We start from the raw sequence: 12,547 nt of genomic DNA on the forward strand, positions 1-12,547 counted from the left end.
AAAGCAATAGCTTTCCATATTATTTGCTGTATATTTTAGTAATGATTACTGTATATAGTCATTAATATAATGACAAAAAAACTTTTTTATCAACATCTATGTCCTTTTTACTTAATCGAGTCAACGAAGCGGAAAGGAAATGAGAGAAGAAAAAAGATGTACGAATATATTATCATAAAGGGAAATAACAGTGATTAAATTTTATTCAGTTGTCGGAACAAGACCTAATTTTGTAAAAGAATTCCTGATCAACAGTGAATGCCGGAAACGCGGAATCAGGGAAATTCTTGTACATACGGGACAGCATTATGATTATGAAATGTCTCAAATTTTCTTTGATTGTTTTCACCTCCCGAAACCGGATCATCACCTTGCCGTGCAAAACCTCACCGCCGCCCAGTTTTCAGCGGATGTGATTATTCGTCTCGATTCGTTGTTAAAGGATGAACGCCCTGATTTCGTTTTAAGTTACGGGGACGTCAATTCGACATTATCGGCAGCCGTTGCAGCGACAAAAAACCATATTCCTTTTTTTCATGTCGAGGGGGGGGTACGTGGTGACAATCTGTATAATCCCGAAGAAATAAACAGGCGTGTTGCGGATGTTCTTTCGGAAGTGATTTATTGCTGCACCAGAAACGATATAAAAAATCTTCAAAAAGAGAATTATGATAACGGAAGAATTGTCTATACCGGAGATCTGATGAACGATGCACTCATGTTTACCCTGAAAGAACACAATATTGTTCCGCAACGGGGCGATTACATGGTTCTCACACTCCACCGGCAGGAAAATGTCATGCATCCTGAAAGACTGGGGGCAATTATCGACGGCCTGATCCAATCCCAAAAAAGGATTATCTTTCCCGCACATCCGCGTACACTCAATCAGATCCGAAAAAACGGCCTCATGGAGGGACTTGCACGATCGAAAATCGAAGTTGTCAAGCCGATGGGATATCTGGAATTCGTAAAGCTTCTGGCAGGATCAGACAAGGTACTGACCGATTCGGGGGGGGTCCGCCGTGAAGCTTATTTGCTAAAAAAACCGTGTATCGTATTAATCGAGTTGTCCTGGTTTCCGGAAATATCCGAGGCGGGCTGGAAAGTATTGACAAAACCCGACAGCAGCAACATCGAACATCTTGTACAGACGTTCGAACCGCGCGGGGAACATCGCAATATTTTCGGCGACGGAAAAGCGTATATAAACATTATCGATGATATTGAGAAGCGCTGTGGGTAAAAGAAGAAAAAAGACAATTCGCATATGCATGCTGGTGCATTCATACTACCTCATGGACCCGCGGGTTCGCCGTCAGGCGGAATGCCTTGCGGAAATCGGGTACGAGGTCCATGTCATTTCATGTCGATTGTCTTTTCTGAAACACTCCGGGATTCCATCCTATCAGGTGGTAAAAAATGTCCATATTCATCTTCTGCCGCTGTATAAAAAACGCGGCGGAACATTACGTTACCTGTTCGAATATGCTTCCATGACAATCCTGGGAATGCTGAAAATTCTCCTGCTCAATGCGAAAAACAAGATCGATATCATTCATATCCATAATATGCCGGATATTCTGGTGCTGGCCGGTTTGCCCTTCAAATGGAACGGTACTACACTGATACTGGACATACACGATCCGATGAGTGAATTATACCAGCAAACCTACAAACTCGACACATCCCATCCTGTCATACGTGCCATAGCGATACAGGAAAGGTTCAGTTACAGGCTGGCGACACAGCTTGTTACGGTCAGTTATCCAATGGCTTCCAATGTCGCGGAAAAAACAGGGTGCCCGGAAAAAGACGTTATGGTCACCCATAATTTCCCGGACCTGAATATGTTTCCGATTATTACCGAAAAAAGAAAATGGCCGTACAGCAAGGACGATTTTATCTTTCTCTATTCCGGAACAATTACCGATCACTACCGGTTGGATATCGCCGTCAGGGCACTGGCGATAGCGGCACGTTCGGTTCCGGGTATCCGGCTTTATCTTCTTGGAATGGGCACCTCTCTGCAAAAAATTCTGTCTCTCGCACGCGCGCTTTCCATAACGGATCGTGTCAAACATATAAAACCGATAGAACTCAAAAAAGTGAAAGAAATCATGGCAAATGTCGATGCCGGCATTTCCACCCACGAAGCGGGAGTATTCGGGGACCTGTATTTTTCCACAAAAATAATCGAATTCATGACACAGGGGCTGCCGGTGTTATCCAGTAGAACTTACACAATACATGAATATGTTCCGGAAGACGCCATCTTTTATTTCGAACCCGAAAATATCGAAAATCTTGCTGAACAAATGATCTATATGTATAAAAATCCGGACGTTGTTATGAAAAGAATCGATAACTCAAAGAAAATATTGTCGAAATACAATTGGCAGGCCGAAAAAGCAAGGTATCAGACATTCTATAAGGGATTGACTGACAATCCGATCAACAGACACCGTGCATCGATGTGAAAGGCAGTATAAACAACGATGAATATCGCTATTTTGGAAAACAGTATAAATAAAGCGGAAAAATGGGCGGAAGACCGGGGGTATAAAGGATACGATCCATTTGACGGATTGTCGTCCGTACTCAAACCACTCATATATAAAAATCTTTTATTGGACAGAATATTAATGCAGCTCAACCGGCAAAGTCCGATTAATATTCGCCCATTGTTGGGAATCAAACCGCTGGACTCGACCATCGCCCGTGGATATTTTGCCTGGGGGTATGTAAACAGGTTCAAAAAGACCGGTAATGAAGCATTTAAAAAGAAAGCCGTCCTCTGCCTTCAATGGCTTATGGATAACAAATCTCCGGGTTATAAGGAATACAGCTGGGGCAAGCATTTCAATTACGCGAGCAGGGGCGGGCGATACGGCAAACTTGAACCGATTATCGTATGGTGCGGTATTATCGGTCAGGCATTTCTTGACGCGTACGAGTTTCTCGGTAAAAACGAATATCTCGATGTCGCGAAAAGTGTCTGCCGCTGGATCCTCAATGTTCCCAGAGAAAAAACCGATACCGGTACATGCCTGAGTTATACCGCCTTGGAGATAATCTCCGTCCACAACTCGAACATGCTCGGGGCCGCAATGCTCGCGAGGACGGCAAAGATATCGGGCGAGGCATCCTGGCTCGACGTCGCAAAAGAAGCGATGCGGTACAGCTGCTCCCGGCAGCTTCCGGACGGTGCATGGTACTACGGCGATGACCCGAAATATCACTGGGTCGACAATTTTCATTCCGGTTATAACCTCGACAGCCTGAAATGCTATATCGACAATACGGACGACAAGGAATTCGAAGAAAACCTCGTCCGCGGCTATTCATACTATAAAAACACCTTTTTCGAAGAAAACGGGAGACCCAAATATTATAATTACCGCGCATATCCCATCGATATACAATGTGCTTCACAGGCAATCGATACACTCAGCTATTTCTCCGATCACGACGAATCCGCTCTCGACCTGGCATTTAAGGTAGCCGAATGGACGATAAATAATATGTTTGATAATAAAGGGTATTTTTATTACAGGATGTTGCCATTCAAAAAAGTAAAAATACCAATGATACACTGGGGACAGGCGACGATGTATAAGGCATTGACATTTTTACTACTGAAACTTCGATAACTTGACCATACTGTAGACATAACCCAGTTTTTTGATCTGCGCAGATCCATAATGATGTCATATTTTTACTGAAGAGACGATTGGGGTTTCGGCTCGACAAGACAGATTTTCCATTGCAGCTTTCTCGAGGTATTATATAACGTTACTTCGTCGATTATATTCCATCCCAAAGTTTTCATGGTTTTCCAGACGCCGCGAATACACCTGTTGTTATACGCGAAAGGATCGGATTTTTTATGCATCGATATGATAAAAAGGCCTTTCTCAGCCAGAAAATCCTTATATCGTTTTAAATTATTTTCGGGGTTTATGGTATAATAGAGTATTTCATTAAACAGGATGATATCAAATTTTTCATCCGTTACAAACTCTTCAATCGTCGAACAGATAAATTTATCGTGCGGGGTCACCGCTTCTATTTTATCCAATGCCACCCGGGATATATCGACACCATAATAGCGGTCGATCAAATCATGGCGGCAGAATTCCAGTATTTTTCCTTCACCACATCCGACATCCAGCAGCTTGATCTTCCTGTTAAAGTATTTCATATATGAACATAAAATACCATAACGTGGAAGTTCATATAATTCTTTGAGATAATCCCATTTCTTTGATTGATATTGATTATTCCAGTCATCCTGTTTTTGTTTTATCTTCATAACGGACTCCTTATTATTGGAATTATATCTGCTCTTTCCTATAGTAACAATTAAAAGACATTAGTTCAAAGAGTTTTTCCCGGTATCGTTTATAAGGAAAGATACATGATTATCGATAAAAGATGAAGCTTTCAATTCGATATTGATTATTTGGATATTTCAATGGTTTAATTGACCCGTTTTTATATATTTATACGTTAATTGGCAATGTTACACGCAGGGTTTGAGAATGCAATGACAGTATGGTGAAAATCATGCCAAAAAGCATATGGTTATTGCTATGGCATGTGGCTATTGTTTAAGGTAACCAATTACCGTATATTAAATAAATGTGACAATGAATAAAGTAAAATACCAGTAATAGACAGGGATAGTATGCCGGGAGATGACAGGTATATAAAAGGAAAGCGTATTATTCCGAAAAAGGAGGTTGTTTTGCATAAACAATTATTTTTCATAAGTATCTATATGTTAGTGGTCCTTTTATCGTGTTCATTGCCGCATATCCATAAAACAAGTTTTTATTATGAACCGGATATCCCGGCCGACGACAATAAAATCATACCCCTCAACAGACGTATTGACTGGTATCCCGGTATACCGGGCGATATTCCCGATTATCCCGATGCGATCAATGCAAAAGATTCACCATACAACGCGGCCGGCGATGATACGACGGATGATACCGCGGCAATTCAAGCAGCGATTAATGCATGCCCCCCCGGCAGCGCCGTTTATCTGCCTGCCGGAACGTACAGAATATCAAATCAATTGACAATTTCCAGAAGCATCGTGTTGAGAGGTGCGGGTCCGGAAAACACAAGGATCAAACAATATAGTACGGCAAGAATTTTACAATTATACAGCGGCAATCAACGTATCGGCCCGATCGTTAAAATCATTTCCGGCTTTTATAGAGATTCGACCTCGATTACCGTTTCAAATGCCGCGACATTCGAATCAGGTGATTATATCGTCATGTACCAGGATAATCTCGATGGCCTTGTTTTTAAGGAAGGAAGCGGGGGCCGTCCATGCGAATGGTGTGGAATTGGTGAAAGCGAGGGCAATCATGCGATGACCCAAATTGTAAGGATCGAGTCAAAATTAGGAAATTCCCTGAAGATTAACAGACCCCTTTATTTTGGGTTTACGGCTGAAAATAATCCGGAAATACAGGAAATAGGCATGATCAGTGGTGTCGGCGTTGAGGATCTTGCGATCGAACAAGCAGTTTCAGGCGGAAGCTATAACATATTCGCTTCTTCACTCGCATATTCCTGGCTGAAAAACATTCATAGTTACATGTGTCCGTCCGCTCATTTGCGGCTCATGTATTCATACGGCTGCGAAATCCGCGACAGTTATTTTTATGATGCCTACACTCATACGGGCAGTGCTTCATACGGCATTTTTATTATTTATCCCAATTCAGACCATCTCATCGAGAACAATAAAATATTGAAATGTTCGCCGTCCATCTGTCATGAAGGAGGCGGAAGCGGGAATGTCATCGCGTACAACTATGCACGTGAAAGTTTTCATGAAGATCCGTCGGAATGGTTCTTCAAGAATATCGTCAATCATGGTGCCCATCCGTATATGAACCTTTTTGAAGGCAATTATGTCGACGGTATCGCCCTTGACAATTACTGGGGATCGAGCAGTCATAATACATATTTCAGAAATTATGTCACCCGACACAGAACGACTCCGGAAGCCACGGAAGGCATCTATGCCGTCGAAATCGGAACATTAAATTATTACAACAGCTTTGTGGGTAATGTCTTTTGTCAACCGGACGCCATAGGAACGGTCAATATGTGCAAATGCAGCGATAACAGAATAATCTGGCGTATGGGTTGTTTTAGCGGTGCTTCAACGGGTAATCCAGAAGACCCCTTCGTTTCCTTGACGACATTCAGACACGGCAACTATAATTATATAACCAATTCGGTAAATTGGGATATCCGGACCTCAGAGAAAATCATACCCCATTCACTCTATCTCACATCAAAGCCTTCTTTTTTCGGCAGCCTGTCATGGCCGCCATTCGGGCCGGACGTCTCCGGGAAAGTGGGTGAAATCCCTGCGGCTCATATCGCCGAGTGATATTTTACGCAGGATTGGTTACGAGTTTTATTGATAATGTTTATCTATTTCCGCACAAATAATGGGAAGATAAACGATTATATATCGGATAAAAGATTCTGTTTGCAATACACCAATGCATCACCGGCGAATTTTCCATGAAAACGTTTTATGAGGTACATATCATCGATATACTCATTGCCGAACGTTATAAAAAACTTATTTTCCATATCCGCTTCCCGAACAATATGTGAAGTATCACAAAGCCATTCCATATACATGTCAAGATATTCTTGTCTTGTCGGAGGACGGTTTCTCCTGTCGATGGCTGTTTCGGGATTATTTATCGGATCTTTCATTTCCTGATAGAAAATAATATCGTAGGTTTTATAATCCGATTGTATCACCCATTCAGTTATGGATTTCAACTGATGCGTTTTCTCTTTTTCTGCCAACAGAGGATTTGTGAAATTGCTTACCAGGGGAATACTGATTCCCATTCGCAGGAGTATAATAAGAATCCCGCAAACGATGTATAAGAGAATTGTGGAATATTGATTGATAAATTTAATTTTATCATCCACGGTTTTCCAGCCATAAGGGAACGCTATCGTAGCGGCTGCTATCGTATAAATAGTATATGTCGGAGAACCTGTCGAAAGCCCCATTGGAAGAGGAAATGTCAATAAAATAAGAAATAACAATGACCATTTTTTAATTAAAAACATTTTGATTACAGAGACGCCTATCCATAAAAAAATAACCGGTACTTTGAAAATAAAAAACACTATTGACAATAACAGGAAGAATATTCCCGAGACAATTTTAATCGGCAATGTTGATCTCTTAACACTGAATATTGTCGCAATTGTTAATAGTAATGAAAATACTGAGATCACAGGATGAATCTCTATCATACGATACGATACCAAAAGACCATATAAATTCAGACTCAATGACGAAACACTCGTACTGACTCTGATTAAAATGATGAGAAGTGCCGCTATTATCAAGAAGACGATACTCAAAATATATTCTTTAAATGTGAAGGATTTATAGTTTTCTATTCCAAAACCGACCAGAAAACCTATAAATACCAATAATGAAGACGGGTGCGCCATATAGGCGATACAGGTAAAGATAAATGCATATACAATGGTCCTGACATGACTGCGCTTTGGATTTTCAAACAAATAATAAAGACAGGCAATCAAAAGGAGAACAGGGCTATAGTTGATGCCGTGCAAATGAAACAAATAGATATAGCCTGTAAAAAAAACACCGGTAATCAATAAACTAGAAAGTGCAAATATTTTCTTTTCTTTCACAACCATCGCAATAAAAAACCAGGCAATAATAGCAAGAAGAAAGTTATATAGTTGATGCAAATATATCCCGCCGCCGGTTATTTTATAGCATAGATATACGATAAGATTGTTTAATGGGCGGAAATTGGGTTGATAAAATATATTTTCGGTAATCGCCTGAATAAAATTAGTCTTCCCGAGAATCACAACCCAGAAATATGATTCATTATGGTTTTCAAATGGAAATGCGATAAAAAAACAGAACGTTATTCCCAATATCGCGATTAGCCCGTAATGAAACGTGTGTAGTCCGTCAATTTTAGAATTTTCCATTTATTCCTTCTTACCCGACATAATATTCTTTACATATTATCCGATACAAACCATGTTTTTTACTGTAATACATATTTCATGCAAAAGTCAATAAATTATCGGGTATAACCATGAACCCGGATACCTCGCATATAGTGACGTATCACCAACAGACGGAAATCATTATCGCCATCAGGGGGATTCGATTGTTTTCGTACTATCGCGATTAACCGTAACGACCGTCAATAAAAATATTCCCCATAAAAAACTGGTCGGTACAATAAACGTACTCTCGGACATGTTATGAATTAAAATCATTATTAATAGAATCAACCGAAGCCTCGAATAAATCAGATTATATTTATCTTTTTTCGATAATACGATTATATTTTTATATGATTGTAATAATACAAGTATAAAAATTACAAAACCGGCAAGGCCGAGTTCCAAGTAAATATTAATATAACCATTATGAGAACTATTTAAAACAAAACTATAAACGTTAAACAAAGGATTTGTTAAATTAATGTACCAGAACGCCCCAAAACCGGGCCCGAACAGCCAATGGCGTAAAGAAATTTGAATCAATAATGTCCATATACCGATACGTCCGGAAAAAGTCATATCACGCCCTGACGATTCAACAATAACCTCCAGAAGCGTTTTATCAAAAAAAGCACCCGTGATCGTTTCTTCCAGATAAAACAATATAAAAGCGGTAATTGATATCCTCATTATCCTGTTGATATCCTTTTTCGATCTAAACAGGACAAACATGAGGACGAGGCTTATGATAAATATCAGGACCGATGTGTTACTCCTCGAATCCGATGAACCACCCAGCAGGTACAGACCCAGCAGGATAAATACGATATACAGTCTTTTCGCTTTTTTATTTTTTTCTGTAATCATAGAGAAAACGAAATTCGTCAGGAAAATTGCCGTTACAACACCGAGAGAATTCTTGTGAATGGTAATTCCAACCCACATCTGTGTAAGGCCGTCTTGTGTAAAGGCAACGCCGATATACCTGAAATACTTAATGCATATAATCGAAAAAGGAAATACAATATAAGCGGACCACCGGAATATGGCACAGAGCGCTTCCATGGGATCATCGTCCGTCAGGACGACCATACTGACGATGATATCTCCGACAATTCTGATCCACCGCTTTATCGATATATCTTTATAATCCGACCATATAATACTGATTAACATGTATAAAAACAGCAGGATCAAGGCAAGATTTTTCCTAATAATTTCCTGTATATTAATATTGTTTTTAATCAGGATGATAATACTCAAAAACATCAAAAGAATGAGAAAATTTCTGTCTATTGGGCTTCCGGCCGAGATATCGAAATCCGTAGCGATGGTTTGAGCGGGATTTAACCAATAAGCCAACGATCTTCCCGTACTGCTGTATAACAGCCATATGAACGGCACAATCAGCTTCAAAGAATAGCGTTTGTGTATTCGCAAATCGATAATAAAGACAATGGTAACAAAAACAATACAGGCAAATAATGCTATATTTGGACTCATATATTCACTGTTTCATTCTTAAATTTGGCGGTCGAAATATGTTACATAACAATCTCAGCTTTTTATCGATATTCATGGCTTTATCATTACCCCAGCATTATTCAACTGCCTGGCTGCTTTTTATTTTTTTCAATCCGGTTTCAATGAAACCATGATATATCAAACACATACAATACCGGGTTAAAAGAAAGTATAATGTAAAATACCAATAATTGTCCAGCAATCATTGTCTTTCAGCAGCGATGTTTCCAACTTTCCAGCCCCACCTCATCGAAATCACGTGAAATGACCCTTTTGTCAATAAGGCTTTTGATGTGCGTACGGGAAATAAATGGCAATAATTATGCTTGACTTTGCTCAGAAGATATAATAGTCTGTTATTGAATAAATCAAATCGGCTTGTGAAGTCTTTCCGGCATTAAAATTATATGATAAAGGAGACACTATGAAACAAATAATCAGTATATTTTGCATACTTTTAATCTTCAATGCCGCTCTTTTCTCACAGACAGCCGAACGGTTGGCCGAAAAACCGGCGGCAAAAAAACCGGAAAAACACGAAATCGGTTTTATTTTTCAAATAGAAAACATCTACCGGTTTGTTACAAATTATTCCGACGGCATCATTTCGGGATTTGGTCTCAAGTACTGGTTTTCAAGTAAACTGGCTTTTCGTGGTGTTACCTATTTTAATATCTTTACCGATGCAGAAGATGATGTGAACAACTATTATTCTTTTGGCCTTGGCGGTATAGCAGAATACCATTTTACCAGCGGCAAGGCATCCCCTTATTTAGGCGGTATGGGCGGCTTTGAAATTCTCAACCAGAATGAAGAGTTCTATCTGGATTATCATATCGGCGGTGTCCTTGGCGTAGAAATCAGAACAGAAGCATATCTTTCGTTTTTTGCAGAATACAGGTTGCTTATCGTCTTTGACGAAATGGGAATGACAGTCGATTTGGGCAAACAATATCTGCCGGTCCTTGGCGTTACCATCTATTTTTAAGTATTTTTATATGTCCTGTATAACCATAAACAGAATTCTCATAATGTCAAATATATTATCCTTATTGTAAGCTGTATAATAACCCGATAAACGGCAATAATCCGTTAATAGTTAAGGAGAAAAATATGCCTGGCATATCAGGAATTATTTCAAAGGCCAATAATAGTCAAAACAAACGGCGAATTCTGGAAATGACGAACGCGATGATGCATGAGTCTTTTTATAATTCAGGTACATATATAAATGAAAATGATGGAATATATATCGGCTGGGTCTCACATCGGGGGTCTTTCGATGACTGTCTGCCGGTGACGAATGAAACAAAAAATTTATTGCTTTTTTTCTCCGGTGAAAATTATATTGACAATGCCCTGCTCGATCACCTCAAGAAGAAACAGCATATGTTCGATGCCTCGAATGCGAGTTATCTGATTCATCTCTATGAAGAGCAAGGGGATGATTTTTATTTAACATTAAACGGCTTTTTCAGCGGGATTCTTGTCGATCTCAACAGGCAAACGCTTATCCTTTTTAACGACAGATTCGGAATGAAGCGTGTTTATGCATATACAGACGACGATGAGTTCCTGTTTTCAAACGAGGCAAAATCCATTTTACGCGTGCAAAAAAAAACGCGCCGTCTTGAAGAAAAAAATCTGGGAGAATATTTTTCCCTGGGATGCGCGCTGGAGAATAACACCATATTCTCCAACATACAAACATTGGAATGCGGATCAAAATGGACGTTTATCAAGGCTGAACATGTTAAAAAGGAACGTTATTTCAGTCCGCGATCGTGGGAAGATCAACCTGTCCTCGATGAAAGCCGCTATTATACAAAACTGAAAGAAACATTCCGGAAAATTCTGCCCCGTTATATAAAGCCCGAAGAAAACGTTGCTATCTCATTAACCGGCGGGCTGGATACGCGTATGATCATGGCATATATCGATACAGACAGGATGAAACCGGAATGCTATACATTCGGCGGGTTTTACAGAGATAGCTATGATGTTAAAATCGCCAGAAAAATAGCCCGTGCCTGCGGACTCCGCCATCAAACATTGCGTATCGATGACGGCTTTTTAAAAGAATTTCCCGACCTTGTCGAAAAAACGATATTTGTTACGGACGGAAATATGAATCTCAATGGCGCCGCTATGCTTTTTGTCAATAAAATGGCAAGGGAAATCGCGCCTGTTCGGTTAACGGGAAATTATGGAAGTGAAATAATCAGGAAAGTAAGTAATTTTAAATTCAATCCTCCCGATTGCGGCCTTTTTTCATACGATATGCGTCAAAATATTAACCTCGCCGCAGAAAGCTTCCGTTCGATTAAACACGGACGGGATTTATCTTTTACCCTTTTCAAACAATTACCTTTATATCATTATAATTCCTTCTCACTGGAGGCGACGCAATTGATGGTACGCTCTCCGTTTACCGACAACGATTTCATTGAGGTCGCATACCGGAAGCCGCAATCAATTGATGAAAGGGCTTTGTTACTCCAACTCATTTTTGACGGAAACAAAGAATTGGGCGCAATGATATCGGACAGGGGTATTAAAAGAAATTCCATCTTCCCGGTATCGTTCATACGGCACGCATATTACGAATTTCTTTTTAAAATGGAATATTATTTCAATTACGGAATGCCCCAATTTCTGTCAAAACTCATGTATATTCTTGGGCACCGGCACCTGGAGAAGATTTTTCTGGGATGGCATAAATACTATCATTTAAGACCGATTATCAGGGATACCTGTTCGGACTATCTTAACATACTGCTTGATCAGAAAACACTCTCACGGTCTTTTTTCAATAAAGCGTTTATTGAAAAAATGGTAAACGATCATTTGAAGGGATACAAAAATTATACGGTAGAAATAAACACCGCCCTTTCAATAGAACTGACGTGTCGCCTTCTATTGGAACAATTTTGATAGTTCCCATGGCGACAAT

The 12,547-nt window shown here is 39.8% G+C and carries 9 protein-coding genes; 6 read left to right on the plus strand and 3 right to left on the minus strand.

Annotation, left to right across the window (positions count from 1 at the left end; all coding sequences use genetic code 11):
• Nucleotides 1-190: 190 nt before the first annotated feature.
• Genes wecB through JW881_03195 form a run of 3 tightly spaced genes read left to right on the plus strand, consistent with a single transcriptional unit; the run spans nucleotide 191 to nucleotide 3,653 of the window.
• Nucleotides 191-1,246 carry a UDP-N-acetylglucosamine 2-epimerase (non-hydrolyzing) gene (gene wecB / locus JW881_03185; protein ID MBN1696497.1) on the plus strand — a complete coding sequence of 352 codons (1,056 nt, stop codon included), beginning with the start codon at nucleotides 191-193 and terminating at the stop codon, nucleotides 1,244-1,246.
• Nucleotides 1,239-2,480 (plus strand): glycosyltransferase family 4 protein, encoded by a 1,242-nt coding sequence (locus JW881_03190; GenBank protein MBN1696498.1) that lies wholly within the window; start codon nucleotides 1,239-1,241, stop codon nucleotides 2,478-2,480. Before wecB ends, JW881_03190 begins: the two co-directional genes overlap by 8 nt.
• 18 nt (nucleotides 2,481-2,498) lie before the next feature.
• Nucleotides 2,499-3,653: a hypothetical protein gene (locus tag JW881_03195; protein ID MBN1696499.1), complete on the plus strand. Its 1,155-nt coding sequence runs from the start codon at nucleotides 2,499-2,501 to the stop codon at nucleotides 3,651-3,653.
• 65 nt (nucleotides 3,654-3,718) lie between these two features.
• Here the strand turns inward: JW881_03195 and JW881_03200 are convergent, their stop codons facing one another.
• Entirely contained in the window at nucleotides 3,719-4,315 is a 597-nt protein-coding gene (locus tag JW881_03200) for a class I SAM-dependent methyltransferase (protein ID MBN1696500.1), read from the minus strand.
• 435 nt (nucleotides 4,316-4,750) lie between these two features.
• On the opposite strand from JW881_03200, the gene JW881_03205 reads away from it, so the two are divergent.
• Complete coding sequence (locus tag JW881_03205) at nucleotides 4,751-6,427, plus strand: hypothetical protein (protein ID MBN1696501.1); 1,677 nt, start codon at nucleotides 4,751-4,753, stop codon at nucleotides 6,425-6,427.
• A gap of 77 nt (nucleotides 6,428-6,504) precedes the next feature.
• Here JW881_03205 and JW881_03210 read toward each other — a convergent pair whose 3' ends face one another.
• Nucleotides 6,505-8,046, minus strand: coding sequence for a hypothetical protein (locus JW881_03210; GenBank protein MBN1696502.1), 1,542 nt, complete (start codon nucleotides 8,044-8,046; stop codon nucleotides 6,505-6,507).
• Nucleotides 8,047-8,217: 171 nt separating this feature from the next.
• A complete protein-coding gene (locus tag JW881_03215; GenBank protein MBN1696503.1) occupies nucleotides 8,218-9,573 on the minus strand; it encodes an O-antigen ligase family protein in 1,356 nt (451 codons plus the stop codon).
• Nucleotides 9,574-10,018: 445 nt separating this feature from the next.
• Here JW881_03215 and JW881_03220 point away from each other — a divergent pair, with 445 nt between their 5' ends.
• Nucleotides 10,019-10,582, plus strand: a complete 564-nt coding sequence (locus tag JW881_03220; protein MBN1696504.1) for a hypothetical protein — start codon at nucleotides 10,019-10,021, stop codon at nucleotides 10,580-10,582.
• A gap of 125 nt (nucleotides 10,583-10,707) precedes the next feature.
• Nucleotides 10,708-12,528 (plus strand): hypothetical protein, encoded by a 1,821-nt coding sequence (locus JW881_03225; GenBank protein MBN1696505.1) that lies wholly within the window; start codon nucleotides 10,708-10,710, stop codon nucleotides 12,526-12,528.
• The last annotated feature ends 19 nt before the right edge of the window (nucleotides 12,529-12,547 follow it).

The organism is Spirochaetales bacterium (assembly GCA_016930085.1).
In the GTDB taxonomy this organism is placed as follows: domain Bacteria; phylum Spirochaetota; class Spirochaetia; order SZUA-6; family JAFGRV01; genus JAFGHO01.

What these genes read in the sequence shown, in the direction of transcription:
- JW881_03195 (MBN1696499.1), top strand. Translation starts at nt 2,499, where the DNA reads ATGAATATCGCTATTTTGGAAAACAGTATAAATAAAGCGGAAAAATGG.
- JW881_03200 (MBN1696500.1), bottom strand. Translation starts at nt 4,315, where the DNA reads ATGAAGATAAAACAAAAACAGGATGACTGGAATAATCAATATCAATCA.
- JW881_03210 (MBN1696502.1), bottom strand. Translation starts at nt 8,046, where the DNA reads ATGGAAAATTCTAAAATTGACGGACTACACACGTTTCATTACGGGCTA.
- JW881_03215 (MBN1696503.1), bottom strand. Translation starts at nt 9,573, where the DNA reads ATGAGTCCAAATATAGCATTATTTGCCTGTATTGTTTTTGTTACCATT.
- JW881_03220 (MBN1696504.1), top strand. Translation starts at nt 10,019, where the DNA reads ATGAAACAAATAATCAGTATATTTTGCATACTTTTAATCTTCAATGCC.
- JW881_03225 (MBN1696505.1), top strand. Translation starts at nt 10,708, where the DNA reads ATGCCTGGCATATCAGGAATTATTTCAAAGGCCAATAATAGTCAAAAC.